Genomic DNA, 26,536 nt, shown 5'->3' on the forward strand with positions numbered 1-26,536 from the left:
GGGTGGCGCGCGTGGCTTGGGTAGGTGGTGAGTGGGGTGCGCGGGCTGCGGTGGGGAGTGGGTGCGGCGTGGCTTGGGTGCGGGGGGTTGCTTTGCGTTTGCGGCAGGGTGGGGGCGTGAGGGGGAACCCTGAGGGAATCAGATTCCCCCAGGGTTCCCCCACGTACTTAAGGCGTGGGGGCGCAGGCGGTGTGGCCGACCGTTACTGAGCCTGAGGCACCGGAGGCGGGGGCGAAGTCGATGCGCAGCATCGTCAGGGTCATGCTTCCGTCGCCTGGCAGCGTTTGGATGTTGAAGACCGCGTTCGCCAATACCGTGCCGTCCGATTTCGTCAGTGGCTTGGTGTAGTTCGCGGGGATCGGTGAGGGCAGGCCGCTGATTCCGGTGAGGCCGCTCAGGGTCCAGTTCGCGTTGGTTCCGCTCTGGGTTGCCTTGCAGGTCACCGTGTACGACGAGATGCGGATGCGTTTGCCGCCCGCGCTCACTAGGGCCGAGAGTTCGAAGTTGTTGCCCGTCGCGGTCGACGTGGTGGTGGTGACGTCGTTCGCCGGGTCCGTTACCTCCGTGGTGCACGAGGACGTGCCGCCGCCGAAGCGGATTCCGGGTTGGGACACTGCCGTCGCCGAGCCGCTGGTCGGGCCCTCCACGGCGCACGGGGCCTGGGTGGGCACCGAAACCGTGGTTCCGGACTTCGTGAAGTTCGCGTTGCCGATGTCGGCGGTTCCGGCGGGGGTGTCCGCGCTGGCGGTCCCGGCGGCGGCGAGCAAACCGGCGGTGGCCAGTGCCGCTCCGGCCAGTGCGGTGCGCTTGATGATCATGGTCGTCTCCTCAGCTGCTGATGCTCCCCCAAGGACTATCCGCAGGTCCGAATCGCCCGTTGCGTCCTCGGGCGGCGATCACCCGTCCGGGAGTGCGGATCAACCCGTTCGTGGCCTGGCGGGCAGCGAGGGCGCCAGTGTCGCGTTCGTCACCGTTTCCGCAGGACAGCGGTTAAACGCAGGCTGCGGGGCAACCACTACCCTGAAGGGGGTAACCGACTGGCGAAGAAGCGCCACGAGAGAGCGGAGCCGACGTGTCTGTGTCTTCACCACCTCCGGGGGCGGCCCGGGATGGCGCTGTCGAGGACCTGCGCGCGACCGTCGGGCTGCAGATCCAGGACGAGCCGTTGCTGCGCGCCATCGCGGGCGGGCTGGCGGACGTCGAGACGATGCTGCGGGACGTCGTGAAGAGCGACGTGCCGGCCGTGCACGACGCTGCCTTGCACCTGGTCGAGGCGGGGGGCAAACGTTTTCGTCCGCTGTTCACGCTGCTGTCCGCGCAGTTCGGGCCGAAGCAGGGCGAGCAGGTCCTGATCGCGGCCGCGGCGGTCGAGCTGGTGCACTTGGCGACGCTGTATCACGACGACGTCATGGACGAGGCGACCATGCGGCGCGGCGCGGAGAGCGTCAACTCGCGCTGGGACAACACCGTCGCGATCCTCACCGGCGACTACCTCTTCGCGCACGCTTCGCGGCTCGTCGCCGACCTCGGTACGGACGCCGCGCGGATCATCGCTGAGACGTTCGGCGAGCTGGTCAGCGGGCAGATGCGCGAGACCGTGGGCCCTGGGCCCGGCGACGATCCGGTCGAGCACTACCTCACTGTGATCGCGCAGAAGACCGGTTCGCTGATCGCGACGTCGGGGCGCTTCGGCGGCATGATGTCCGGCGCGGCCGAGGAGCACATCCAGGCGCTGCGCCGCTTCGGCGACATCATCGGCGCGGCCTTCCAGATCTCCGACGACGTCATCGACATCGCGTCGCCCTCGGTCGAGCTCGGCAAGGCGCAGGGCACTGACCTGCGGGAAGGCGTGCGCACGCTGCCGATGCTGTACGCGCTGGCCGACCCGGACACCGAACCGCGGCTCGTCGAGCTGCTCGCCGGTCCGATCACCGACGACGACCTGGTGGCCGAGGCGCTCGAGCTGCTGCGCCGTTCCAGCGGCCTCGAACGCGCGCGGGAAACCCTTTCCGACTACGCTTCCCGAGCACGTGCCGAGCTCGCCTCGCTGCCCGCTTCCCCTGCGCGCGACGCATGCGAGTCGGTCGCCGACTACCTGGTCGCGCGAACGTTCTAAAAGGGGCGAGAAATGTCCATTTTCGGGCAGGTATGGCTCTGGAGCCTGCTGGCCTTCATCGTCGGCGCGGTCATCGCCTGGCTGGTGCTGGCGCGTCCGGCGCGCAAGAGGGTGCGCGAACTGGAAGCGGAACTGGCGAGCGCGCACGCCGACACCGCGCGCGCCGCGGCCAGCACGCCCGCGCGCACCGCCGTGCTGCCGCCCGCGGAGGACTGGACCAGAGACCGCCGCGAGCACGCTCCGACGGAAGTCATCCAGGCGACGAGCGCTTTCGAGCCGGAAGCCGAGTACGACGCGGAATACCGCACGGCTCCGGAACCGGCCGAGGCCTCCGCTGTGGACACTCCGGATCCCGCGGACGACGACGTCGACGAGGCGTTCGCTCAGGCCGAGGCCCGCGAACACCAAGTGTCGAACGGTCTTTTCGACAGCGCGCCGGCCGAGAGCGCTCCGGAGGACTCCGGCTCGGTCTACCGCGCCGCCGCCACCGAGTACCTGCAGCCGGTCGACCGCGACACCGGATCGCACCACATCGCCGAACCGGCCGAGGACCACGACAGCGGCTACCACCGCATCGCGGAACCTGCCGACGAGCACGACAGCGGCTACCACCGTATTCCGGACCCGGCCGACGTTCCGGCGGCGGACTACCCGGCCGCGGACAGTCCCGCTGAGCAGGAGCAGAGCCATTACCTGGCCGAGCCGGCCGACGGACTGTCCTCTTTGGAGCGACGGCTCGACCCGACTCCGTTGGACAGCGGCGTTTCGGAACCCGAGCCGGTCTCGCTGTTCCGTCCGGGACCGGGCCGGGCGGCCGAGCCGGAGCCGGCCTGGTTCAACCAGAACGACGGGCCGCAGCGGTCGCCGTTCGAGGAACCCGCCGAACCGGTCGAGTCGGCCGTCGGTCACCTCGAAGAGGATTCGACGACCGATCATCTGATCCCCAACGTCGAACCCGCCGCGGAGTCCACTGAGGACATCGCGGAAGGCGGCCAGGGCTTGCCGAAGCGGCAGCGCCGCGAATCCCCGCGCGGCGGTTTCGAGCCGCCGCGGCCGATCCAGCCGTCGATGCGCCCGGTGGAGCGCCGCGAACCGGAGCTCGCCGGCGGGCACAGCGGTTCGCTGTTCGAGCCGTCCGTGCAGCCGAACCAGGCGGCGATGGCCGCGCCGGAACCGCCGCCCGCGCGACAGACCGCTGACGACGCGGTCCCGCCGGGGCCGTTCGGTCCGGGTTCGGCGATGCCGCGTCCGGGCGGCGGTCGTCCGGCGGACGGTTTCACGGTGAAGGCGAGCGTGACGGCCTTGCGGTATTGCGGGGAGGATTCGCCGCAGTTCCCGAAAATGGTCGCCGAGGTGTGGTTCCGCAGCGCGGCCGATGCCGAGCGGGTCGGGTTCCGCCCCTTGCACTGAGTCCACATAAGACAGAGGCCGCCCTTCCCGAACCGGGAGTGGCGGCCTCTGTCGTAAGTGGACTAAACGACAGTCCAGGTGTCCTTGCCCCGCAACAATCCCTGCAGGTCCGGCTTCCGCGCCTCACGCGCCTGCTCGACCTGTGCCCGTGCGCCGTCGTCGTACGTGGGACGTTCGACCTGGCGCAGGATGCCCATCGGGACGTGGTTCAGGTTCTGGTCGCCGAGGCGGGACAGCGCGAAGGCGTAGGAGGTGTCCGCGATCGACGGGTCGTGCACCACCAGGTTTTCCTCGCCGATCTCCGCGACCTTGCCGACGTCCAAACCGCCCCAGTCGCCGCGGCGGACGCCGAACTCGCTTTCCGGGCCGAAGCGGATCGGTTCGCCCGCGCGGAGCGGGATCAGCCGGGAAGCGGCTTCGTCCTTGTCCTTCAAGACATCGAACGCGCCGTCGTTGAAGATCGGGCAGTTCTGGTAGATCTCCACCAGCGCCGAACCGCGGTGTTTCGCCGCTGCCTCAAGGACTTCGGTGAGGCCCTTGCGGTCGGAGTCCATCGCGCGGCCGACGAACGACGCCTCCGCGCCGATCGCCAGCGACAGCGGGTTGAACGGCGTGTCCAGCGAGCCCATCGGCGTCGACTTCGTGACCATGCCCTGGCCGGAAGTCGGCGAGTACTGGCCCTTGGTGAGCCCGTAGACCCGGTTGTTGAACAGCAGGATCTTGATGTTCACGTTGCGCCGCAACGCGTGGATCAGGTGGTTGCCGCCGATGGACAGCGCGTCGCCGTCCCCGGTGACGACCCACACCGACAGATCCGGGCGCGTGGTGGCGAGACCGGTGGCGATCGACGGCGCGCGGCCGTGGATCGAGTGCATGCCGTAGGTGTTGAGGTAGTACGGGAATCGCGACGAGCAGCCGATGCCCGAGATGAAGACGATGTTCTCGCGCTTGAGCCCGAGCGTCGGCAGGAACGACTGCACGGCGTTGAGCACCACGTAGTCGCCGCAGCCGGGGCACCAGCGCACTTCCTGGTCGGACTTGTAGTCCTTGGCCTTCTGCGGTTCGTCGGTGGTCGGCACCAGGTCGATGCCGCCCAGCTGCGGCAGCCCGAGATCGATGGCGGTCACTTGACGCCCTCCGGAACGAGGTTGGCGATGATGTCGGCGAACACGTTCTGCAGTTCCTCGGCCTTGAACGGCAGGCCGGCGACCTTGGTGTAGGAGTGCACGTCCACCAGGAACTTCGCCCGCAGCAGCAGCGAGAGCTGGCCGAGGTTCATCTCCGGCACGACGACCCGGTCGTAGCGGGCGAGCACCTCGCCGAGGTTGTGCGGCAACGGGTTGAGGTGACGCAGATGCGCCTGCGCGATCGGCATCCCGAGCTTGCGCACGCGACGGCAGGCCGCGCCGATCGGGCCGTAGGACGAACCCCAGCCCAGCGCCAGCACGCGCGCCTCGCCGGACGGGTCGTCGACCTCGAGGTCCGGCACGTCGATGCCGTCGATCTTCGCCTGGCGCAGCCGCACCATCTTGTCGTGGTTGTCCGGGTCGTAGGAGATGTGGCCGGTGCCGTCGGCCTTCTCCAGCCCGCCGATGCGGTGCTGCAGCCCGGGAGTGCCCGGGATCGCCCACGCCCGCGCGAGCGTCTCCGGATCGCGCACGTACGGCCAGAACTCGCCGGACCCGTTGTCGGAGTTGGGTTCCGACGCGAATTCCACGCGCAGGTCCGGCAGGTCCTCGACGTTCGGGACCAGCCACGGCTCGGAGCCGTTGGCGATCGCGCCGTCGGACAGCAGCAGCACCGGCGTGCGGTACTTCAGCGCGATCCGGGTGGCCTCGATCGCCGCGTCGAAACAGTCGGCAGGCGACAGCGGCGCGATGATCGGCACCGGCGATTCGCCGTTGCGGCCGAACATCGCCTGCAGCAGGTCGGCCTGCTCGGTCTTGGTCGGAAGACCGGTGGACGGACCGCCGCGCTGCACGTCGATGATCACCAGCGGCAGTTCGGTCATCACGCCGAGGCCGATGGTCTCCGACTTCAGCGCCACGCCCGGTCCGGACGTGGACGTGATGCCCAGCGCACCGCCGTAGGAGGCGCCGAGCGCGGCTCCGATGCCGGCGATCTCGTCCTCGGCCTGGAAGGTGATGATGCCGTAGTTCTTGTGCTTGGACAGCTCGTGCAGCACGTCCGAGGCCGGGGTGATCGGGTACGTGCCAAGCAGGATCTGCAGCCCGGACTGCTGTCCGGCGGCCACGATCCCGTACGCCAGCGCGGTGTTCCCGGTGATCTGCCGGTAGGTGCCCTTGTCCAGCTTCGCGGGCGCGACCTCGAAGGTGGTCGCGAACGATTCGGTGGTCTCGCCGTAGTTCCAGCCTGCCCGGAAGGCAAGGATGTTCGCCTCGGCGATGTCCGGCTTCTTCGCGAACTTCTCGCGCAGGAACCGCTCGGTGCCCTCGGTCGGCCGGTGGTACATCCACGACAGCAGGCCGAGCGCGAACATGTTCTTGCAGCGTTCGGCGTCCTTCTTGCCGAGGCCGGTGTCGGCGAGCGCGCCCTGGGTCAGGGTCGACATGGCGACCCGGTGCACCTGGAACGGCGACAGCGAATCGTCGTCGAGCGGGTCGGTCTCGTAGCCGACCTTCACCAGGTTCCGCTTGGAGAACTCGTCGGTGTTGAGGATGATCGTCCCGCCGTGCGGGACGTCGCGGACGTTCGCCTTGAGCGCCGCGGGGTTCATCGCGACGAGGACGTCCGGCCGGTCGCCCGGTGTGAGGATGTCGTAGTCGGCGAAGTGCACCTGGAAGGACGAGACGCCGGGGATGGTGCCCTGTGGCGCCCGGATCTCGGCCGGGAAGTTCGGCATGGTCGACAGGTCGTTCCCGAACGCCGCAGCCTCCGAGGTGAACCGGTCACCGGTCAGCTGCATCCCGTCGCCCGAGTCGCCGGCAAACCGGATGACCACCCGGTCCAGCTTGTTCACCTCGGTGGACCGGGACGCGGTCAGCGCGCCGTTCCCGGCCGCGCTGCCGTTCGCACTGGTGCTCATGGGTCAGGGAATCCCTCTCTCCCGGCGTGCTGCGGGCCAGGGTCGGCTCCCCGGGGAGCCCGCCGAGGCCTGCTTCCGAGGTTACTCGCCGCGCCCTGGCCTCGGCCCGAGTCCGGTCCAAGTGTGGGGTGTGCGGACCGAATACCCGCCGGGGTGCCCTCGATCGTAGGGCGGATCGGCCCGCGCTCCGGAGTGACGCGCGTCTCTTGCCGCCCGCGCGGCACTGACCAGCAGTTTGCTCCAGGTTGAGGGTTCCCGGAATGTGAGAATTTGTGCGCGGCCCGGCTCAGCGGCCGCTGATGCGCGCCTTCATCGCCGCCAAACGCTCCGCGAATGCCGGTGCGGCCAGCGATTCCAGCTGCGGGACGAGTTCGGCGTCGACCGCCGCGGCGTGTTCGGTCAGGCCGCTCGTCTGCCGCATAGTCCGCTTGGTGGACAGCACGACCTCGCGCGGCGCGGCGACCGTCGGGGCGGCGAGATCGCGGGCGGCCTGGACCAATGCGTCGTGGTCACCATCCACAAAGCGCAGTGCGAACCCGACCTGTACTGCGGATTCCGCGGTAAGGGTTTCGCCGAACAGCGCCATCGCGGACGCTTGCTGCGGACCGAGGATTCGTTGCGACATCCAGGTCATGCCGCCGCCGGGGTGCAGGCCCAGTTCGAGGAACCGCGGGATGAACTTGGCGTGCGGTCCCACGAGACGCACGTCCGCGGCCAGTGCGAGGTTCAGACCAGCGCCGACGGCGGCCCCGCCGACCGCCGCGATCGTCGGCAGACTGCATCCGGCGACAGCGAGGAACCCCGCGTACACCGAGCGCAATCCTTCGGCGTCGGCCTTGCCGAGCGCGGTGAGGTCCGCGCCCGCGCAGAACGCCGGCGGTGCGCCAGTAACGATCACTGCGTGCACGTTCTCGTCGGCTTCGGCGCGCGCGACCGCTGCGGCCAGTTCGGCGGAGAGGTCGAGGGTGAGCGCGTTGCGGCTCTTCGGGGCGTCGACGGTGAGCAGAGCGACGCCCTGGTCGTGCTCGCTGTGAATGCGGTCGGTCATGGCGCTCAGCATCGCAGGCTCGTGCGCGCCGCCGCCGGTTAGAACTGTCACTCAGGAAGGCGTCGGCGGGCGCTCCAGCAGCCGGGACAGCACGACCGTCGACACTGTCCGGTCGATGATTTCCAGCCCGCGCAGCCGTTCCAGCGCGGTCTCCAAATGGTGGATGTCGGCGGCGCGCAGGTGCACGATCGCGTCCGCCGCGCCGGACACCGTGTACGCGGCGACGACCTCGGTCAGCGGTTCGAGCCGGGCGCGGATCCGGCCGGGCGTGACGTTGCCCTGGCAGTGCACCTCGACGAACGCCTCGGTGCCCCAGCCGAGTGCCTCCGGGTCGACGACCGCGGTGAACCCGCGCAGCACGCCCGTTTCCAGCAGCCGGTCCACGCGCCGCTTCACCGCCGGGGCGGAAAGCCCGACCACCTTGCCGATCTCCGCGTAGCTGGAGCGGGCGTTGGCCACCAGGCAGGAAACGATTCGCTGGTCGATGGTGTTCACACGCAATGTTTAGCACGCAGGTGCGCAGTGAACAGCGATTGATTGCGAGATTAGGTCCACCTTAGCCTGGTTGTATGCAGGGAGAGGCTGTGCCGCCGCGGGTGCCCACGCCCCGCCGTTACCTGATGTGCCCGCCGCGTTATTTCGCCGTCGACTACGCGATCAACCCCTGGATGGACCCCTCGAAGCCGGTCAGCGCGGACGTCGCCGTCGCGCAGTGGACCGAGCTGCGCGACACCTACCGCCGCCTCGGCCACACCGTCGAGGAAATCGACCCGCAACCCGGCCTTCCGGACATGGTGTTCGCGGCCAACTCGGGCACCGTCGTGGACGGGCGCGTGCTCGGCTCGCGGTTCCGCGCCCCGCAGCGCACCGCCGAGGCGGAGCACTTCCGCCGCTGGTTCCTCGAACACGGCTACCGCGACCTGACCATGCCGGAGAAGATCAACGAGGCCGAGGGCGATTTCGCCTGGACCGGAAAGCTGCTGCTGGCCGGCACCGGTTTCCGCACCGACCCGGCCGCGCACGCCGAAGCGCAGGAAGTGCTCGGCGTCCCGGTGGTGTCGCTGCAGCTGATCGACCCGCGCTACTACCACCTGGACACCGCGCTGTTCGTGCTGGCCGAGGCGACCGACGCGGCGACCGCGCAGGTCGTCTATTACCCGGAGGCGTTCTCGCCGGGCTCGCAGCGCGTGCTGCGCCGGATGTTCCCGGACGCCGTTCTTGCTACTGCCGCCGACGCCGAGTGCTTCGGGCTGAACGGGGTGTCCGACGGTCGCAACGTCGTGCTGCCGGTCGAGGCGACGGACCTCGGCGCGCGGCTTGTCGAGCGCGGCTACGAGCCGGTGTATGTGGACATTTCGGAGTTGCGGAAGGCCGGTGGCGGGCCGAAGTGCTGCACGCTGGAGATCCGCAAGTAGGTCAGTGCGGGTACTCCAAGGGCTCGATCGAGGACTGCTCCGGGAACGGTCCGGAGGGCAGGGCGCGCGGGTCGATCTTGCGCACCGTGAGGTCGATGTTGGTGTGGGTGTACCCGTTGTCCTTCATAGCCGCGGGTACCCCGAACTTCGAGAACGAGCAGTCGCGGGTGAAGCGGCCGGTCCCGGCTTCCCAGTCCGTGCCGCCGGTGCTGTAGACGGTGTAGTGCCCGTCCGCGATGCCGCTCGCGGAGGCGGTGGCTCCTGCCTTCACGTACACGGTGAACACCGGGTGTGAGCCGTCGGCGAACGTCACGGCCTGGTCGGTGCCGGAGATGTTCTTGACGCTGACGCTGTTCTTGCCGCCGCCCGCACCGGCGAGGATCGCGCCGTTCTCCGCGCCGCGGTTCGGTTCCGGGCGGGCGTCGGGGAAAAGCGGGCCGAGGTGATACGGGTGGGCCGGGTCGGCGGTGGCCAGTTTCGCCAGGGTGCCGCGCAGTCCGGCGATGCCTTGGTCGTTGCTCAGCTCAGCAGTGGCTGAGACGCCGCCGCACAGCTTGTTTCCCAGAGCGTCGCTGACGATCTTCGGGACGGAGCTGTTGTAGAGGACGTTGAGGTCGGTGATCAGCGAGCGGTGGGTGCTGCGCATCGCGCCCGGGACAGCGGCGGCGTCGAGCTGCTGGATGGCCGTGCTGAGCACGTGGGTGAGATTCGTGCTCGCGTCGCGCACCTCGGCGGGCGTGGTCGCCTTTTCGAGCTCTTGGACGGCAGGGATGATCGGCGCGTCGGCGTCGGCGAGGAGCTTTTGGCAGCCCGCCGGGTCGAGCGGGGCCGAGGTGGCGGTGCTGCTCGGTGGACTGAAGCTCGTGGGGCTGGGGCTCGTGGTGGCACCGGCCGGGCTGCTCGTCGTGGTTTCCTCGTCCGAGCGGGTCGTCAGGTGGACTACGAGGGCGGTGCCGAAGACGACGAAAACGATGGCCGCGGCGAGCGTCCGGGGAGACACACGCAGTTTCGGGAAGCGGGGCACTGGCCGATTTTCCGGACTGTGCGGCGGTTTCGGGTCGGCAGTTTTACCGAACCCGGCTACTTCAGGACCCGGCCGAGGAAGCCGCGCAGGTAGCCCGTGACGACGTCGAGGTGGCTTTCCAGCAGGAAGTGGCCGCCGTCGATCAGGTGCACCTCGGCGTCCTTGGCGTCGCGGGCGAAGGCTTCCGCGCCGGCCGGGGCGAAGATCTCGTCGTTACGCCCCCAGACAGCCAGCACCGGGACGTCGTGGGTGCGCAGGAATTCGTGCAGTCGCGGGTAAAGCGGGCGGTTGTGCTGGTAGTCGCGGAACAGCGCGAGCTGGATTTCGTCGTTGCCGGGGCGGGAGACCCGGGCGTGGTCGTGTTCCCAGGTGTCCGGGCTGACCAGGCTCGGGTCGGGGACGCCGTGCAGGTACTGCCAGCGGATGGCGTCGTAGCTCAGCGCCGCGCGGACGGCCGGTTCGGTGTCCGGGCCCGGGTTCGCGCCGTAGGCCCAGAGGCCGGCCCAGAACGAGTCGACGAAGCCTTCCTCGTAACCGTTGCCGTTCTGCGTGACGATCGCGGAGATCCGGTCCGGGTGCTTGAGCGCGAGCCGCCAGGCGATCGGGGCGCCGTAGTCCTGGACGTAGACCGCGTAGCGGTCCAGGCCGAGCTGGTCGAGCAGGCCGGACGTGAGGTCGGCGAGGGCATCGAAGGTGTAGTCGAACTCGTCGGCCGCGGGGGCGGCGGAGTGGCCGAAGCCGAGGTGGTCCGGCGCGATTACGCGGTAGCGGTCGGCCAGCAGCGGGATGAGGTTCCGGAACATGAACGAGCTGGTCGGATACCCGTGCAGCAGGACGATCGCGGGCGCGTCGGCGGGGCCTGCCTCGCGGTAGAAGAGCTCGTGGCCGTCGACGGTGGTCGTCCGGTGCTGGATCATAGCTAACCCCTTTGAGATTTTGATCTGGTTAGGTGCTCGCCATGGAAGCACGGCCGGGCTAACCTGTCAAAGGGTTCAGTCTGGTTAGGGAGTTTCGATGGACGCGCTGCTCGACCTGCTCAACAGCAGGCCGCTGGTCAAGGGCGAGGAACAGGACGCGCTCGGCGAGCAGTGGGCGCGGGAGCACGGTGGCGACGGGAGCGGCGCGGAGCTGGAGCTGCTGCGTCAGGCGCGGGACCTCCTGCGAGACGTCGTGCGCGGGGACAGTTCGCCGGTGGTCTTGCGTCCGCTGCTCGAGGGTGTGCGTCAGATTCCGGAGGTTTCCGCGGGCGGTCTCCGCTGGGAGGTCGAGGCACCGCCGCATGCCCGGCTGGCCGTGGAGGCGGTTTTGGCTTGGGACGCGATCGAAAGGGATCTTCCCGGGCGGTTGCGGGCCTGCGCCAATGACGAGTGCCAGCTGTTCCTGCTCGACCGCAGCCGGGCCAACCGCGCGCGCTGGTGTTCGATGGCGGCCTGCGGCAACCGGGAGAAGGCCCGGCGGCACTACCACCGTAATCATTGAATCTTCACCCAAACGTGTGAAGCTGAAGGCTGTCTACAAGTGTGGACATATTCCGATTTTCCTGCGGAAGTGTTTTCTCTACGCCGGAAGTGCGCTGTTGACCATGGGATCAGCACCGGTAACTACTCCGTTTGCGAATCCGATTAATCGGGTACGGTACGTCAGACGGGAGGCGCAATGATCACCTTTGCGGTGCACGGCATTGGCAAACCCCAGCGAGCGCTCGATCCGGGAGAGGACGAGCGGTGGATCACCGTGGAGCAGTTCGACGCGCTCCTGGACGTCGTCTCGGGGACCGATGCACAGCTCACCTTCGACGACGGGAACTCGTCGGACGTCGAGATCGCACTGCCCCGGTTGGTCGAGCGCGGGCTTTACGCCGAGTTCTTCCCGTTGGCCGGCCGGGTCGGCGAGCGCGGATACATCGACCGCGACGGGCTCCGGCGGTTGGTGGACGCGGGGATGCACGTCGGATCGCATGGCTGGGACCGGCTGGACTGGCGGCGGCTGGACGGTTCGTTCGCGGTGCGCCGGGAGCTGGACGAGGCGCCGCGGTTGCTGGAGCAGCTGAGCGGAACCCCGGTGCGGCGGTTTTCGCTGCCCGAGGGCCGGTTCGACCGGCGGGTGCTGACCCATCTGCGCGAGGCCGGGGCGACCCGGGTGTACGCGAACGTCGGCGGGGTGCGCGGGGCGGCGCTGGTGCGGTCCCGGACGGAGATCCGGTCGGACCTGAGCCCTCGCTGGGTTGAGGCAGTGAGCCGCCGACCGCGTCGATTCCCGGCACGCTGGGCGTCTCGCCCCGGGCGGTAACTCGCGGCAGACGTCCGTGAAGGGGCTCTTCACGGACTTGGATTCCCTCAAGGGATCCTTCACGGACTTCTCTCGGGGGCCCTTCGCGGACTGCTCGGTTCGGCGGGAAAAAACACCCTCTTTTGGCGGGTTGTGAACGCATCCGTTCGGCGGCATCCTGGGCGCGCGCCGCCGTAAGGAAAGTTTCCTAATAAACAGGGAGCGTCGATGCGGAAACTCGTCCTGCTCGCGATTCTGGCGATCGCCGCCGCCGTCCTGCCCACCGCGCTCGCCTCCGCGGCGACCACCTCGGAAGCGGTGCAAGCGGGCCCGACCGCCGACCAGATCCTCGCCAAGGTCGCCTCCTGCAAGCAGATCTCCAACGGCAAATACAAAACCGACGAAGATTCCGGCAGCGCGACCGTCCCGGTGTGCGACGCGGGCAAGGCGGTCTTCTGGAAAGCCGACATGGACATCGACTGCGACGGCCAGCGCACCACCGAGTGCAACGAGAACACCGACTGCTGCTTCCTGCCCGACACCGCCTTCCCGCAATCCGACGGCAAACCGCTCAACGCCGCCAAACTCCCGTATATCGTGGTCCCGTCTTCGAGCAGCATCTGGAACTACGAAAAATCCGGCCTCCGCGGCGGCGGTTCCTGCGCGGTGATCTACAACGGCAAGGTCGAGTACGCGGTCATCGGCGACACCGGGCCGAACAAGATCATCGGCGAGGCGTCCTACGCGACGGCCAAGGGCCTCGGCATCAATCCGGACCCGAAGAACGGCGGCGTCGACTCCGGCGTGACCTACGTGTGCTTCAAGAACTCGGCGGTGAACCCGATCGAGGATCACGCCGCGGCCACGAGCACGGGTGAAAAGCTGGCCTCCGCGTTTGTCGGCGGAAACTGAATTTTTCGAAGCTTCGGAAGGCATTCACTGCCCTTTCCGGACAACCGTGGGCAAATTCCCCTGCCGGTACGGCCGGATGGGGTAACCGGCGGTCCGGTGGGCGGCGCGAGGCGGGAATCCCTGCGGGGACAGGGGTTCCCGCCTTGTTATGCGGAACCGGTAACGAAGCCCGTCCGCGCTCCGACCAATGAGCAGCGAACGGTCGGGCGGAGGTTCCGTGGTGAAGATCAGTGTCTTCGGGCTGGGGTACGTCGGGTGCGTGTCCGCGGCTTGCCTGGCGGGACAAGGACACGAGGTCGTCGGAGTAGACGTCAATCCGGCGAAGGTGGACCTGGTGACGGCCGGCAAGGCGCCGGTGGTCGAGGAACGGATCGGGGAGCTGACCGCGGAAGTGGTCGCCTCCGGGGCGTTGCGGGCGACTTCCGAGGTGGCCGAGGCGATCCTCGCGACGGACGTTTCCCTGGTGTGCGTCGGTACACCGTCCGCGCCGAACGGGAGTCTTTCCACCGAGTATCTGCAGCGGGTCGCCGAGGAGATCGGCGACGCGTTAAAAGAACGAAAAGCTTTGGGGAACAACGAGGTTCGGCACACGGTCGTGTTCCGGAGCACGATGCTGCCGGGCACCTGTCTCGGGCTGCTCGTGCCGATCTTGGAAAAGCACAGCGGCGGTACCGCGGGCGTCGACTTCGGCGTCGCGGTGAACCCGGAATTCCTTCGCGAGGGCACCAGCGTCCGCGACTTCTTCCAGCCGCCGAAAACGGTGGTCGGTGAGTTTGATCCCGCCAGCGGCGACGTCGTGGCGAAACTCTACGAGGGGCTGCCCGGCGACGTCTTCCGCGTGCCGATCCCGGTCGCGGAGATGACGAAGTACGCGGACAACGCTTTCCACGGCGTGAAGATCGGTTTCGCGAACGAACTCGGCGCGATCTGCCGTGCGCTCGGGCTCGATTCGCATCAGGTGATGGACGTGTTCCTGGCCGACCGCAAGCTCAACATCAGCCCGGCGTACCTGCGGCCCGGGTTCGCCTTCGGCGGCTCGTGCCTGCCGAAGGACCTGCGCGGGCTGGTCTACGCCGCGCGGCAGGCGGACGTCTCGGTGCCGTTGCTCGCGCACGTGCTGCCGTCGAACACCGAACATCTGCAGCGGGCGTTCGAACTGGTCGCGCGGACCGGGAAACGCAAGATCGGGCTGTTCGGGCTCTCCTTCAAACCGGGTACCGACGACCTGCGCGAGAGTCCGCTGGTGGAACTCGCGGAACGGTTGCTCGGCAAGGGATACGACCTCAAGATCCACGACGCCAACGTCAGCCTGTCGCGGCTGATGGGGGCCAACCGCGAGTACATCGAAAGCCGGCTGCCGCACATCGGGCAGCTGCTGGCCGGGTCGGTGCAGGAGGTGCTCGACCACGCCGAGGTGTGCTTGATCGGCACCTCGGACCCGGAGGTGCTGGCCGCTTTGCCGCACGGCAGCGGGCCGGTGCTGGTCGATCTGGTCCGCGTCCCGGACGCCGCCGCGCGCCGGGCGGAAGAGGGGTACGTCGGCCTTGCCTGGTGAAGGCTTTTCCGAAAACGAAATCCTGCGGAACCGGATCGCGCTGATTCTCGTCGAGAATCTGTCGGTGCCGTTCGACCGGCGGGTGTGGCAGGAATGCCAGACGCTGCGCGATGCCGGGATGACGGTGCACGTGATCTGCCCGCAGGGCACGAAACGGGACACCGAGGCCGAAGTCGTGCTCGACGGGGTGCACGTCCACCGGTATCCGCTTCAGGCGGCGACCGGCGGGCCCGCCGGGTACGCGCGCGAGTACGGATCCGCGCTGTGGCACACGTTCCGGCTCGCGCGCAAGATCGGCCGGGTCGACGTCGTGCACGCCTGCAACCCGCCGGATCTGCTGTTCCTCGTCGCGCGGATGTTGCGAAGACGTGGCGCGAAGTTCATTTTCGATCAGCACGACCTGGTGCCGGAACTGTATTTGTCGCGCTTCGATCGCGGGCAGGATTTCCTTTACCGCGGCGTTTGTGCGTTGGAACGCTCCACCTATCGCGCGGCGGACGTCGTGCTGTCCACCAACGAGAGCTACCGCCAGGTCGCGCGGATCCGCGGCGGCAAGCGGCCCGAGGACGTGTTCGTGGTCCGCAGCGCGCCGGTCGTGGAACGTTTCCACGAGGTGCCGGTGGAGCCGGAACTCAAGCGCGGCAAGCCGAATCTGCTGTGCTACCTCGGTGTGATGGGACCGCAGGACGGCGTGGACTACGCCCTGCGCGCGCTCGCCTCGCTGCGCGACGAGGTGGGTCGCGACGACTGGCACGCGGTGTTCGTCGGCGCGGGCGACACGTTCGACGAGATGGTCGCGTTGTCGCATGAGCTCGGCTTGTCCGGGCAGGTGGAATTCACCGGCCGGGTGTCCGACGAGGATCTGCTGCGGTATTTGTCCGCGGCCGACGTGTGCCTTTCGCCGGACCCGCTCAATCCGCTCAACGACGTGTCGACGATGAACAAGGTCATGGAGTACATGGCCATGGGCAAACCGATGGTGTCGTTCGAACTGCGCGAGGCGCGGGTGTCGGCGGGCGAGGCCGCGCTTTACGCCCCGGCCAACGACATCGCGGAGTTCGCGAAGCTCGTCGCCGTGCTCCTGGGCGACCCGGAGCAGCGGGAACGCATGGGACAGCTCGGCAAGCAACGCGTGCGCGGACCGCTCGCCTGGGGCAATTCGCAGGCGGCGTTGATCAAGGCGTACGAACGTGCGCTGGGTTGAGCTGGGTCGCGTTTCGAACAAGGTTCGGCCGGATGGTGTAACCAACCGGTGCGGTGCCGCGACGGGGTCAATGACCCGTGCGTCGGCCCGTGAGGGGAGACCTCGTTTTGAGTGACGAAACAGTACGCCTCTCTGTCGTGGGGAAGGTGGTGCGCCGACGGTGGCGAGCGCTGTTGCTGCTCGCGGTAGTTGGCGCCGGTGTCGGGGCCGGGGCTTCCGTGGTGCTGTCGCCGGGATACGAGGCGCAGGCCAGCGTGTTGCTGCAGGGACCTAGGCAGCCGGACGAACTGCTGACCGAGGCGCAGGTGGCGACGAGTTCGGTGGTGCTCGACCGGGCGTCGGCGGCGCTGGGGCTCGGGATTCGCGGGACGGATCTGCAGAAATCGGTCGCCGCGTCCGTCGCGCAGGGCAATGTCGTGACGATTACCGCGAAAGGCTCCACTCCGGAGCGCTCGCAGCAGCTGGCCGACCAGGTCGCGGGCGAGTTCGTGAAGTATTCGACGCAATTGCTCGGAAATTCCGCGGACCAGGCCGCGCAACTCGCGCAACAGCAGAAGGAATCGCTGCGGCAGCAGATCGTGCAGACCAACCAGCGGATCCTCGACCTGTCGAAATCCGTGGCGAACGGCGACACCGTCGAGGGCGTGCAGGCGCGCACGACGCTGCAGGGGTTGCGGACCGCGCTGGAGCAGGCGGTCAACAACCTCAACGCGGCTGACGCGGCGACCGGCGCGGGCAACATGGTCGTGCTCGGCCCGTCCGAACGGCCGTCTTCGCCGTCCGCGCCGACGTTCCCGCAGTTGACCGTCGGCGGCGCGGTGCTGTTCTTCGTGGTCGGGATCCTGGCTTATCTGTTCGGTGCGAGGACCGACCGGAGGCCGCGCGGCGAAAGCGAAATCGGTGCCGCGCTGGGTGCTCCGGTGCTGGCGAGCATCGACACCCCGGCGGCTTCGGACGCACCGGCGAAATGGTGGCGGAAGGCCGTCGGGAACGAGCGGCCGTGGAATCTGCCCGAGGTGGCGTCGCCGTCCGACGACGCGGCACGGGTGGTGCGGTACCGCCGCGTGCTCGCGCGGCTGGGCGCGGATCGCGACGGGGTGTTGCGGCTGCTCATCCTTGTTCCGCGCGGGGACGCCTCGGCGCGGAACGTCGCGGAGCAGTTCGCTGGCACGGCTCGTGGCGAGCGCATCCGCGTCGAGGCGACGGTGACCGAAATCGAGGTGGTACCCGGGGCGCAGCCGATCGTGCCGGACGGAACGGCAGGGGTGCTCGTGGTGGTCTCGCTCGGCACGCGCAACGCGTGGGAACTGGTTTCGATCGCGGAAGCTTGCGCGGACTCCGGGCACGAAATTCTCGGTGCCGTGCTGGCGCGGGAAGTGCACGTCGCCGGCGGGGCGAAACAAAAGCCGGTCGCCAAGCAGCGCGCCGACGAGCTGGCGGGTGCGCGATGAGCGCGGGACAGGTCCAGCCGCTGGTCGATCTTCAACGGCTGGTGGTCGCGCTGCGGCGCAAGCGGCGGTTCTGGCTGACGACCGCGCTGGCCGGGCTGGTCCTCGGCTGCGCGGTGGCGATCCTGCTGCCCGCGCCGCCCACCGCGGTCACGAAGATCATGGTGATCCACCCGGACGACTCGCCGACCGACAGCGGCACGCTGATGCGCACCGACGTCGCCGTGCTTTCGACGACGAACATGGCGGCGGCCGCGCTGAAACGGATCAACAACACCGAATCGCCGTCGGATTTCCTGAAGGACTACGCCGGGCTTGGCCTCACCAACAACGTCATGCAGGTGACGGTCAAAGGCAAGAGCAAGGACGACGCGGTCGCGAAGGCGAAGGCGCTCGCGGACGCGTTCATCGCCGACCACACGACGCGCACCCAAGCCGCCGCGAACGGCCGCTCGAAAGCGTTGCTGCAGCAACGGGATCAGGCGCAGGCGCAGCTGGCGGACGTCGACAACCAGGCCGCGACCGAGGTCGCGAAGGGCCGCAATTCCAACGCAGGCGCGCTGGAGCAGCTGTACACGCAGCGCGCGAATCTGGTGTCGAAGGTCGCCGACTTGCAGAACCAGGCGCAGCAGGCCGGGATCGGGTCGCCGGAGGTCATCGCCGGGACGCAGATCGTGGACGCGCCCGCGGTCCAGCCGGTGTCGAAGCTGAAGACCTACGGCACGGACGGCGGCGTCGGGCTGGCCTTGGGCCTCGCGCTCGGGCTCGCTTTCGCCGCGGTGTCCGCGTTGGTCCGGGACCGGCCGGTGTTGCGCCGCGAAATTTCGCAGCACCTCGGGGCTTCGGTGATCGCGCAGGTCGGCCTGAAGCCGATCGGCCCGGCGAAGTTGTGGCGGCGGTCGAAGGCGGTCACCGAGTCCAGCCGGGTCGCGCTCACGCTCGCGCGGGCCGCGCGGGAGGACCGGGCTTCGCTGTCGCTGCTGGAGGTCGGCGCGGCTTCGACCGCGGCGGAATTGGCAGTGGAACTCGGCCGTTCGCTGGCCGAGGACGGGCCGGTGGTGCTCGTGGACGACCTGCCGGGCAAGGAAGTGTCCCGGCTGCCGGTGGAAGGGAACGTCCAGGTCGTCGAGGCGGGCGACCCCGAGGTGGCGCGAGCGGTGCGCCGGGTCGGGGTCGGCACGGCCTCCCCGGGCACGGCGTGGACCGACCTGTCGGCGCTCGGCGCGGAAGCCGTGCTGGTGGTGCGGGCTGGGTTCGCGAATACGCAGTGGCTGCACACCGTCGCGCGGCAGCTCGCCGATTGCGGCGTGCCGATCCTCGGCGTGGTGCTGGTCGATCCGGATCCGAAGGACCGCACCGACGGCACGCTCTGGGACGGGCTGCACACGGCGTTGCGCGGACGGGCGGCCGTGGTCGCGAAGAAACAGGCCGATGTCGTCGAGCTGGAACTGCGCGACGAAACCAAGCCGATCGAGTGGCCGGTGAAGCCCGAACGCAGGCGCCGTCCGCTCGACCGGACCCGTCCGCCGTCGCCGCACGAGCGGATGGACGTGGATCCGGACGCACCGACGAGACGGCTCAAACCCGTACAGGAAAGCTAGGGGGACGAAGCGCATGTGCGGCATCGCGGGCGCGTACAGCTGGCCGGACGGCGGCCCGCTCACCGACCGGCTCACCCAGTGCCTCGCGCACCGAGGTCCGGACGGCGACGGCCGCTACGACCACCGGGACGTCCACTTAGGACACCGTCGGCTGTCCATCGTGGACCTTTCGGAAACCGGCGCGCAGCCGATGACGGCCGAGGGCCTTGCCCTGACCTACAACGGCGAGCTGTACAACGCGCCGGAGCTGCGGGCCGAACTCGAAGCCGCAGGGGTCCGGTTCCGCGGCACCTCCGACACCGAGGTGCTGCTGCGGGCCTGGCGGGAATGGGGCACGGACTGCCTGCCGCGGCTGCGCGGGATGTTCGCCTTCGCGGTGTACGACGAACGCACTGGTGAGCTGGTGCTCGTGCGGGACCAGTTGGGGATCAAGCCGCTGTTCTTCGTGCGCCGCGGAGGCGGAGTCGTGTTCGCGTCGGAGCTGAAAGCATTGGCTCGCGAACTCGGTGGCACCTTGAACGTGGACCAGGCCGCGATGATCGCTTCGCTGCTGTACTACTGGGTGCCGGACAGCCGGTGCGCCTACCGCGAGGCGGAGAAACTGCCGCCGGGCACCTGGCTTCGATTCCGGCCGGACGGCAGCACGGACACCGGGACTTACTGGTCGCTTCGCCAGGTCGCTGAGGAAGGCGCGGCGTATCGCGGCGAGGTCGACTTGCACGCGGTCGTCGAGGAGTCCACCCGCAAGCACCTGCTGTCCGATGTTCCGGTGGCGACCTTTCTTTCCGGCGGCCTCGATTCCAGCTACCTCACCGCGCTGGCCGCGCGCGAGCAGCCGGGGATTTCGGCTTACACGATCGGTTTCCGTCCCGAGGACGCGAAATTCGAGGCAATGCCGGACGACCTGCGTTACGCCCGGATCGTCGCCCGCCAGTTCGGGGTGGACCTGCACGAGATCGAGATCGCGCCGGACGTCCAGGACCTCCTGCCGCGGATGACGCACCACCTGGACGAACCGATCGGCGACCCGGCGGCGATCAACTCGTACCTGATCTGCTCGGCGGCGCGCGAGGCCGGCGTGAAGGTGCTGCTGTCCGGAATGGGCGCGGACGAGCTGTTCGCCGGGTACCGCAAGCATTTGGCGAACCTGCTGGCGTTGCGGTACCGGCGGGTGCCGGGCGTGGCCCGCCGGGCGATCGGGGCGGCGGTCGACCGGCTGCCGGTCGCGTCGTCCACGCGCGGTTACCGTTCGGTGCGGTTCGCGAAGCGGTTCCTGTCCTTCGCGGACCTTCCGGAGGAGACGGCGTTCCGGCGCAGCTACACCATGTACGACCGGGCGGAGCTGCTCAGCCTGGTCTCGCCGGATCTCCAGTCCGAAGTGGACGATGTGCTCACCGAGCACGCCGACGTCTACTACGACTCGAAGCTGACCGATCAGGTCAACCGGATGTGCCTCGCCGACGCGCGAATGTTCTTGCCCGGCTTGAACCTCGCCTACACCGACCGGTCCACTATGGCCGCTTCCACCGAGGTGCGAACGCCCTTTGTGGACATCGAGGTGGTCCGGGCGGCGTTCCGGGTGCCCGGACGGGAGAAGATCGCCGGCCGCCAAGGCAAGGTGGCGTTGAAGAAGGCGGCAACGGCGATCCTGCCCGACGAAATCGTGTACCGGCCGAAGGGCCTGTTCAGCGCGCCGCTGCGGGCGTGGATGAGCCGGGACCTCGCGCCGCTGGTGCGGGAGGTCATCGAGGAGGGCGTCCTGGTCGAGTCCGGTTTCCTGCAGCGCGACGCCCTGCGCAAGCTGGTGGCCGAGGACGCCGCCGGGCGCGAGGACCGCGCGAAACATCTTTGGCACGTGCTGACCCTTGAGTACTGGTACCGCGGGGCCCTCCGCGGAGAGCGGCTAGGAGTCCAGTGAAACAGGTAGTGCAGAACTACAAGAGCGGCGAACTGGCCCTGCTCGACGTCCCGGTGCCGGCGTGCAAACCGGGCGGCGTGCTGGTCCGCAGCCAGTACTCGCTGATCTCGACCGGCACCGAGATGATGAAGGTGTCCGAGGCGGGGATGTCGCTGCTGGGCAAGGCCCGGTCGCGGCCGGACCAGGTCGCGAAGGTGATGCAGAGCGTCGCGACGAACGGGCTCGCCGCGACGTACCGGAAGGTGTCCGGGAAACTCGATTCCTATACGCCGCTGGGCTATTCGCTGTGCGGCGTGGTCGAGCAGGTCGGCGAGGGCATCGATGACGTCGTGGTCGGCGACGTCGTGGCATGCGCCGGGAACGAGCACGCGCTGCACAGTGAGCTGAACTGGGTGCCGAAGAATCTGTACGCGAAGGTGCCGACTGGGCTTTCGCCGCGGCAGGCCGCGTTCGCGACGGTCGGCGCGATCGCGATGCAGGGCGTCCGGCGCGGCGAACCGCAGCTCGGCGATCTCACGCTGGTGATCGGGCTCGGCCTGATCGGGCAGCTGGTCGTGCAGTTGCTGGTGGCGGCCGGCGCTCGCGTCGTCGGCGTGGACCCGGACGCGCAGCGCTGCGAGATCGCGCGGGAACTGGGCGCGCTCGCCTGCGGGCATCCGGCGTCCGGCGAGATCGACCAGGCGGTCGCCGAGTTGTCCGGCGGGCATGGCGTCGACCAGGTGTACCTCGCCGCGGGCGGGGCGTCGAACGATCCGGTGGAGCTGGCCGCGCGGCTCGCGCGCGACCGCGGCCGGGTGGTGGACATCGGCAAGATCTCGCTGAACCTGCCGTGGAACGCTTACTACGAAAAGGAACTCGACGTCCGGTTCTCCCGCTCTTACGGACCCGGCCGCTACGACCCGGCGTACGAGCTGGAAGGCCGCGACTACCCGATCGGCTACGTGCGCTGGACGGAACGGCGCAATCTCGAATGCTTCCTCGACCTGGCCGCGCGGGGCAAGCTCGACGTTTCGCCGCTGATCAGCCACACCGCGGACTTCGATGCTGCCGTCGAGACCTACCGGGCGCTCAACGAGGGCGAGCTGAAAGCGGTCGCGGTGCTGTTCCGCTACCCCGACGCGCCGCCCGCCGAGGACGAAGGCGTGGTGTCCGCGGTTCCGGCGGTGCCGATCGCCGACAAACGGGCGGACCCGTTGCAGTGGCTGCGGATCGGGTTCATCGGCGCGGGCAACTACGCGTCGTCGATGATCCTGCCGCACCTGGCCGGGGACGAACGCGTGCTGCTCACCGACGTCGTCACCACGTCCGCGCTCTCCGGAGCCAACGCGAAGCGCAAGTTCGGTTTCGTCTCCGCCAGTACCGACGTGGACGCGTTGCTGGAGGACGACCAGGTCAGCACGGTCTTCGTGGTGACCCGGCACAGCTCGCACGCCGAGCTGACGCGGCGGGCGCTGCTGGCGGGCAAGGCGGTCTTCGTGGAGAAGCCGCTCGCGTTGTCGGAGAAGGAGTTGCGCGGCGTCGTGGACGCGGTGGCGGAATCGGGCAACAACCGGCTGCAGGTCGGGTTCAACCGCCGGTTCGCGCCGCTGCTGGTCGAGGCGAAGAACCAGTTCGGACCGCGGGTCGGCCCGGCTTCGGTGCGGTATCTGGTCAACGCGGGCCGGCTGGACGCGAACAGCTGGTACAACCAGGCCGATTCCGAGGGCAGCCGGTTCGTCGGCGAGGGCGGGCACTTTATCGACACGGTCAGCTGGTTCCTCGGCAGCGACCCGGTTTCGGTCTACGCCACCGGAACCCCCGGCAACCGCGACCTGCAGGTGCTGCTGCGCTACGCCGACGGCTCGACGGCGTCGATCAGCTACATCACCAGCGGCAGCACCGCGTTTCCCAAGGAAACGCTGGAAGTGCTCGCCGACGGCAAGGTGCTGAAATTCGACGATTTCGTCCGCGCCTCGGTGTTCGGTCGCAAGCGCTGGACCAGTTCGCGGCTGCCGAAGGCCCGCGACAAGGGCCAGCAGGCCGAACTGGACGCGTTCATCACCGCGTTGCAGACCGGCGTCGCGATGCCGATCAGCCTCGACTCGCTCGTCTCCACGACCCTGGCGACGCTGGCCGTGCACCGCAGCCTCGAAACCGGCGCGCCGGTGCGGTTGGAGCAGTGATGGATCCGTCCTGGTACCTGCGCCGGCTGTCCGCGATGGGGCCGGCGGAGATCGTCGGCCGCGTCGGCGACGTCGTGCGCAAACAGCGGTGGCGCGGCGAATCCCAGCGGCAGCCGACCTGGGCGGCGACCCGGACGTTCCCGGCCTGGCCCGCCGAACCGGAGGTGCCCGTGACCGGCCGGGACCGGCTGATCGCGGCGGCGGATCGGCTGATGGGCGGGCACGCCGAGTACTTCGGCGTCGCGCGGGACGATTTGGTCGCGCCGGACTGGGCGTTCGATCCGAAGACCGGCCGTCGCGCGCCGGGGGACCGGTACTCCTTCGAGATCCCGTACCGGGACGAGAACGCGATCGGCGACATCAAGCAGATCTGGGAACCCTCGCGACACCAGCACCTGACTGTGCTGGCCGCGGCGTACCGGGTGACCGGCGACGACCGTTACGCGCACCGCGTGGCCGACCACCTGAAGTCGTGGTGGGCGGCCAATCCGCCGATGCGCGGCGTGCACTGGCTGAGCGGGATCGAGCTGGGGATCCGGCTGCTGTCGTGGGTGTGGGTGCGCCGGTTGCTGGACGGCTGGTCCGGCGCGCCGGGGTTGTTCGAGGACAATCCCGAGGCGCTGCGGCAGATCTGGCACCACCAGCGGTGGCTGGCGGCGTTCCCGAGCCGGGGCACGTCGGCCAACAACCACGTGCTGGCGGAGGCGTCCGGACAGCTGGCGGCGTCGTGCGCGTTCGACTGGTTCCCGGAGTCGGCTCATTGGGGAAGTGCTGCGGCCCGCTCCTTGGAATTTCACTTGCGGGCCAACACCTTTACCTCCGGGCTGAACCGCGAGCTGGCCACGGAGTACCACGGTCTCGTGCTGGAGCTGGGCCTCGCCGCCGCGCTGGAGGCCGGACCACGACTGCCGCGCTCGACCTGGCTGGAACTGCGCGCGATGTGCGACGCCCTGGCGGCCATTGTGGACTGTGCCGGACGGCCGCCGCGCCAAGGCGACGCCGACGACGGCTTCGGCCTGATCGTGGACGGGCCGGACACGGACCGCTGGCATTCGCTGCTGGCCACCGGCGACGTACTGTTCGGTCGCGCGGAGTGGTGGCCGAAGCTGCCCGCCGACGATGTACGCACAGCGTTGTTCGCAGCGCTGCGTTCCCGGGTGCCGCAACTCGACAACGCCCGCGAGCGCCCGGTTTTCTCTGACGCGGGCATGACTATCCTGCGCAGCGACAACGGCCCGGAGATCTGGTGCCGATGCGACAGCGGTCCGCACGGTTTTCTCGCCATCGCCGCGCATGCGCACGCCGACGCGTTGTCCATCGAGGTCCGGCACGACGGTGTCGACATTCTCGCCGATCCGGGAACTTACTGCTACCACGGCGAACCCGAGTGGCGCGCGTACTTCCGCTCCACGCTCGGCCACAACACGCTGCAGCTCGGCGGAGTCGACCAATCGACCTCCGGCGGCCCGTTCCTGTGGACGCGGCACGCTAACTCGCGCACCCTTGCCGCGACGCAAACCCAATGGCAGGCCGAACACGACGGTTACGCCCCGGCGCTGCATCGCCGCACCGTCGAGCTGTCCGGCCGGACGCTGACCGTGGTCGACGAGGTGACCGGCGGCGGTCCCGCCCAACTCGCCTTCCACCTCGGCCCGCTGGTGGCCGTCGAACTGGAGGGAAACACCGCGCAGCTCACCTGGTCCGGCCGTACCGGGACGCTGGAGCTGCCGCGGCACCTGGCCTGGACCGCACACCGAGGCGAGACGAATCCGCCGCTGGGCTGGTACTCGCCCGGCTTCGGGCGTCGTGCGCCCGCCACCACGCTCGTCGGCTCCGGTCAAGTCACCGGGCCGCTGACCACCGCGCTCCGCCTGCCCTGATGTCGAGAGGATCCACCGTGCGAAGGATTTTGGTGCCGCTGCTGGGAGCGCTGCTCCCGCTCGCGCTGGCTTCGTGCAGTTCGTCCGGAGCCGCGCCCGCTCCGGCCGCCGGATCGACTTCGCCGCAGGGACCGGTCGCCGCCGTCTGCGACCACGTCCCGTCGGGTCCGGCGACCGCGCCCGCCGGGGCCGTCCGGGTGGATCCGGCCGTGGTGGACGACCTCTCGACCAAGACGAAGAACTCCCCGGCGGGCACCACGTTCTGGCTCGCGCCCGGCACGCACCGGCTCAGCGACGACGAATACGCCCAGGTCCAGCCCAAGGACGGCGACGTCTACCTCGGCGCGCCCGGCGCGGTGTTCGACGGGCGCAAGCACAACCGCTACGCCTTCGCCGGTCCGGGCAAGGACGTCCGGCTCGAATCGTTCACCGTGCAGGGCTTCACCGCGCCGCGCGACGAGGGCGTGGTCAACCACGATTCGGCTCCCGGCTGGGTCATCCAGCACCTGACCGTGCAGGACAACGACGGGGCCGGGCTGATGGCCGGACCGAAGCAGCAGATCCTCGACAGCTGCCTGCGGCGCAACGGCCAATACGGGATGAACGCCTACTCCGGCAACGCCGTAGTGACCGGGCTCGTGCTGCGCGGCACTGAGATCACCGGCAACAACACCGGAAACTGGGAGTCCAAGGTCCCGGAGTGCGGCTGCACCGGCGGTATGAAGTTCTGGGCGGTGGACGGCGCGGACGTCGTCGGAAACTGGGTGCACGACAACCGCGGCACCGGGCTGTGGGCCGACACGAACAACAACGATTTCCTGATCGAGGGCAATCTGATCGAGAACAACGACAGCGCCGCGATCATTTACGAGACCAGCTACAACGCGGTGATCCGCAACAACACGTTCCGCCGAAACAACCTGCTCGACGGCCGTGCGCACGCCGACCGCGGCGACCCGTTCCCGTCCGCGACGATCTACCTTTCCGAATCCGGCGGCGAACCGCGGTTGAAGGCCCGCACGAGCAATCTCGAAATTTCTGGAAACCTGCTGCAGGACAACTGGAACGGCGTCATCCTGTGGGAGAACGCCGACCGGTTCTGCAACAGCCCGGCCAACACCTCCAGCGGCTCGTGCACGAAGCTCGTACCGAACGTGTCGACCTGTTCCGCGCCGGCGATCTCGCAGAAACCGCTGTACAGCGACTGCCGGTGGAAGACGCAAAGGGTCGTGGTGCAGCACAACCAGTTCACGCTCAACTCGAAGGCGCTCGGCTGCGAGGAGGTGTGCGGCCGGATGGGCGTGCTGTCGAATTTCGGCAGTTACCCGAATTGGTCGCCGTACCAGGGCGCGGTGATCCAGCAGGCGATCACGTTCCAGCAGGACAATTCCTGGCACGACAACGCTTACGCCGGACCGTGGACGTTCGTCGCCAAGGAAATGAGCAACATCGTCGGCATCGGCGAATGGCAGAGCGCGCCGTATCACCAGGACGCGAATTCGAGCTACCAGCCCAAGGGAGGCAGCTGA

At 68.8% G+C, this 26,536-nt stretch carries 21 protein-coding genes; 14 read left to right on the plus strand and 7 right to left on the minus strand.

Features of this window, described 5'->3' with window-relative positions:
• Positions 1-167: 167 nt before the first annotated feature.
• Positions 168-818, minus strand: a complete 651-nt coding sequence (locus ACZ7SW_RS23980; protein WP_470232634.1) for a hypothetical protein — start codon at positions 816-818, stop codon at positions 168-170.
• A gap of 260 nt (positions 819-1,078) precedes the next feature.
• On the opposite strand from ACZ7SW_RS23980, the gene ACZ7SW_RS23985 reads away from it, so the two are divergent.
• On the plus strand, positions 1,079-2,116 hold the full coding sequence (locus ACZ7SW_RS23985) for a polyprenyl synthetase family protein (RefSeq protein WP_470232635.1): 1,038 nt from the start codon (positions 1,079-1,081) through the stop codon (positions 2,114-2,116).
• Between the two features lie 12 nt (positions 2,117-2,128).
• Positions 2,129-3,526, plus strand: a complete 1,398-nt coding sequence (locus tag ACZ7SW_RS23990; RefSeq protein WP_470232636.1) for a sunset domain-containing protein — start codon at positions 2,129-2,131, stop codon at positions 3,524-3,526.
• A 62-nt stretch (positions 3,527-3,588) separates the two neighbouring features.
• Here ACZ7SW_RS23990 and ACZ7SW_RS23995 read toward each other — a convergent pair whose 3' ends face one another.
• The 4 genes from ACZ7SW_RS23995 to ACZ7SW_RS24010 all read right to left on the minus strand — a co-directional run bounded on the left by ACZ7SW_RS23995 (position 3,589) and on the right by ACZ7SW_RS24010 (position 8,115).
• Positions 3,589-4,653 carry a 2-oxoacid:ferredoxin oxidoreductase subunit beta gene (locus ACZ7SW_RS23995; protein WP_470232637.1) on the minus strand — a complete coding sequence of 355 codons (1,065 nt, stop codon included), beginning with the start codon at positions 4,651-4,653 and terminating at the stop codon, positions 3,589-3,591.
• Positions 4,650-6,572, minus strand: a complete 1,923-nt coding sequence (locus tag ACZ7SW_RS24000; RefSeq protein WP_470232638.1) for a 2-oxoacid:acceptor oxidoreductase subunit alpha — start codon at positions 6,570-6,572, stop codon at positions 4,650-4,652. The genes ACZ7SW_RS23995 and ACZ7SW_RS24000 overlap by 4 nt, the downstream gene beginning before the upstream one ends.
• Positions 6,573-6,858: 286 nt before the next feature.
• Positions 6,859-7,620 carry an enoyl-CoA hydratase gene (locus tag ACZ7SW_RS24005; RefSeq protein ID WP_470232639.1) on the minus strand — a complete coding sequence of 254 codons (762 nt, stop codon included), beginning with the start codon at positions 7,618-7,620 and terminating at the stop codon, positions 6,859-6,861.
• A gap of 51 nt (positions 7,621-7,671) precedes the next feature.
• Positions 7,672-8,115, minus strand: a complete 444-nt coding sequence (locus tag ACZ7SW_RS24010) for an Lrp/AsnC family transcriptional regulator (RefSeq protein WP_037712217.1) — start codon at positions 8,113-8,115, stop codon at positions 7,672-7,674.
• A 74-nt stretch (positions 8,116-8,189) separates the two neighbouring features.
• Between ACZ7SW_RS24010 and ddaH the strand changes: the two genes are divergently transcribed.
• Positions 8,190-9,035 carry a dimethylargininase gene (gene ddaH / locus ACZ7SW_RS24015; protein WP_470232640.1) on the plus strand — a complete coding sequence of 282 codons (846 nt, stop codon included), beginning with the start codon at positions 8,190-8,192 and terminating at the stop codon, positions 9,033-9,035.
• Between the two features lies 1 nt (position 9,036).
• Here the strand turns inward: ddaH and ACZ7SW_RS24020 are convergent, their stop codons facing one another.
• The gene (locus ACZ7SW_RS24020; protein ID WP_470232641.1) at positions 9,037-10,059 is read right to left on the minus strand and encodes a hypothetical protein; all 1,023 of its coding nucleotides are present in this window, start codon (positions 10,057-10,059) and stop codon (positions 9,037-9,039) included.
• A 56-nt stretch (positions 10,060-10,115) separates the two neighbouring features.
• Positions 10,116-10,976: an alpha/beta fold hydrolase gene (locus ACZ7SW_RS24025; protein WP_470232642.1), complete on the minus strand. Its 861-nt coding sequence runs from the start codon at positions 10,974-10,976 to the stop codon at positions 10,116-10,118.
• 97 nt (positions 10,977-11,073) lie between these two features.
• On the opposite strand from ACZ7SW_RS24025, the gene ACZ7SW_RS24030 reads away from it, so the two are divergent.
• From ACZ7SW_RS24030 to ACZ7SW_RS24080, 11 genes are all read left to right on the plus strand, one after another.
• Complete coding sequence (locus ACZ7SW_RS24030) at positions 11,074-11,538, plus strand: CGNR zinc finger domain-containing protein (protein ID WP_470232643.1); 465 nt, start codon at positions 11,074-11,076, stop codon at positions 11,536-11,538.
• 177 nt (positions 11,539-11,715) lie between these two features.
• Positions 11,716-12,348 (plus strand): polysaccharide deacetylase family protein, encoded by a 633-nt coding sequence (locus ACZ7SW_RS24035; protein WP_470232644.1) that lies wholly within the window; start codon positions 11,716-11,718, stop codon positions 12,346-12,348.
• Positions 12,349-12,555: 207 nt separating this feature from the next.
• Complete coding sequence (locus ACZ7SW_RS24040) at positions 12,556-13,239, plus strand: glycoside hydrolase family 75 protein (RefSeq protein WP_470232645.1); 684 nt, start codon at positions 12,556-12,558, stop codon at positions 13,237-13,239.
• A 220-nt stretch (positions 13,240-13,459) separates the two neighbouring features.
• Positions 13,460-14,794, plus strand: coding sequence for a nucleotide sugar dehydrogenase (locus tag ACZ7SW_RS24045; protein WP_470232646.1), 1,335 nt, complete (start codon positions 13,460-13,462; stop codon positions 14,792-14,794).
• A gap of 82 nt (positions 14,795-14,876) precedes the next feature.
• Positions 14,877-15,998 (plus strand): glycosyltransferase family 4 protein, encoded by a 1,122-nt coding sequence (locus ACZ7SW_RS24050; RefSeq protein ID WP_470232856.1) that lies wholly within the window; start codon positions 14,877-14,879, stop codon positions 15,996-15,998.
• 107 nt (positions 15,999-16,105) lie between these two features.
• Positions 16,106-17,449 carry a YveK family protein gene (locus ACZ7SW_RS24055; protein WP_470232647.1) on the plus strand — a complete coding sequence of 448 codons (1,344 nt, stop codon included), beginning with the start codon at positions 16,106-16,108 and terminating at the stop codon, positions 17,447-17,449.
• A complete protein-coding gene (locus ACZ7SW_RS24060; RefSeq protein ID WP_470232648.1) occupies positions 17,446-19,047 on the plus strand; it encodes a Wzz/FepE/Etk N-terminal domain-containing protein in 1,602 nt (533 codons plus the stop codon). Before ACZ7SW_RS24055 ends, ACZ7SW_RS24060 begins: the two co-directional genes overlap by 4 nt.
• Positions 19,048-19,060: 13 nt before the next feature.
• Complete coding sequence (gene asnB, locus ACZ7SW_RS24065; protein ID WP_470232649.1) at positions 19,061-20,965, plus strand: asparagine synthase (glutamine-hydrolyzing); 1,905 nt, start codon at positions 19,061-19,063, stop codon at positions 20,963-20,965.
• The gene (locus ACZ7SW_RS24070) at positions 20,962-23,127 is read left to right on the plus strand and encodes a bi-domain-containing oxidoreductase (RefSeq protein ID WP_470232650.1); all 2,166 of its coding nucleotides are present in this window, start codon (positions 20,962-20,964) and stop codon (positions 23,125-23,127) included. Before asnB ends, ACZ7SW_RS24070 begins: the two co-directional genes overlap by 4 nt.
• Positions 23,127-25,007 carry an alginate lyase family protein gene (locus ACZ7SW_RS24075; RefSeq protein WP_470232651.1) on the plus strand — a complete coding sequence of 627 codons (1,881 nt, stop codon included), beginning with the start codon at positions 23,127-23,129 and terminating at the stop codon, positions 25,005-25,007. Before ACZ7SW_RS24070 ends, ACZ7SW_RS24075 begins: the two co-directional genes overlap by 1 nt.
• Entirely contained in the window at positions 25,004-26,536 is a 1,533-nt protein-coding gene (locus ACZ7SW_RS24080; RefSeq protein ID WP_470232857.1) for a right-handed parallel beta-helix repeat-containing protein, read from the plus strand. Before ACZ7SW_RS24075 ends, ACZ7SW_RS24080 begins: the two co-directional genes overlap by 4 nt.

This window comes from Amycolatopsis sp. NPDC114484, from assembly GCF_055633755.1.

What these genes read in the sequence shown, in the direction of transcription:
- ACZ7SW_RS23980 (WP_470232634.1), bottom strand. Translation starts at nt 818, where the DNA reads ATGATCATCAAGCGCACCGCACTGGCCGGAGCGGCACTGGCCACCGCC.
- ACZ7SW_RS23990 (WP_470232636.1), top strand. Translation starts at nt 2,129, where the DNA reads ATGTCCATTTTCGGGCAGGTATGGCTCTGGAGCCTGCTGGCCTTCATC.
- ACZ7SW_RS24000 (WP_470232638.1), bottom strand. Translation starts at nt 6,572, where the DNA reads ATGAGCACCAGTGCGAACGGCAGCGCGGCCGGGAACGGCGCGCTGACC.
- ACZ7SW_RS24005 (WP_470232639.1), bottom strand. Translation starts at nt 7,620, where the DNA reads ATGACCGACCGCATTCACAGCGAGCACGACCAGGGCGTCGCTCTGCTC.
- ddaH (WP_470232640.1), top strand. Translation starts at nt 8,190, where the DNA reads ATGCAGGGAGAGGCTGTGCCGCCGCGGGTGCCCACGCCCCGCCGTTAC.
- ACZ7SW_RS24025 (WP_470232642.1), bottom strand. Translation starts at nt 10,976, where the DNA reads ATGATCCAGCACCGGACGACCACCGTCGACGGCCACGAGCTCTTCTAC.
- ACZ7SW_RS24030 (WP_470232643.1), top strand. Translation starts at nt 11,074, where the DNA reads ATGGACGCGCTGCTCGACCTGCTCAACAGCAGGCCGCTGGTCAAGGGC.
- ACZ7SW_RS24035 (WP_470232644.1), top strand. Translation starts at nt 11,716, where the DNA reads ATGATCACCTTTGCGGTGCACGGCATTGGCAAACCCCAGCGAGCGCTC.
- ACZ7SW_RS24040 (WP_470232645.1), top strand. Translation starts at nt 12,556, where the DNA reads ATGCGGAAACTCGTCCTGCTCGCGATTCTGGCGATCGCCGCCGCCGTC.
- ACZ7SW_RS24060 (WP_470232648.1), top strand. Translation starts at nt 17,446, where the DNA reads ATGAGCGCGGGACAGGTCCAGCCGCTGGTCGATCTTCAACGGCTGGTG.
- asnB (WP_470232649.1), top strand. Translation starts at nt 19,061, where the DNA reads ATGTGCGGCATCGCGGGCGCGTACAGCTGGCCGGACGGCGGCCCGCTC.
- ACZ7SW_RS24075 (WP_470232651.1), top strand. Translation starts at nt 23,127, where the DNA reads ATGGATCCGTCCTGGTACCTGCGCCGGCTGTCCGCGATGGGGCCGGCG.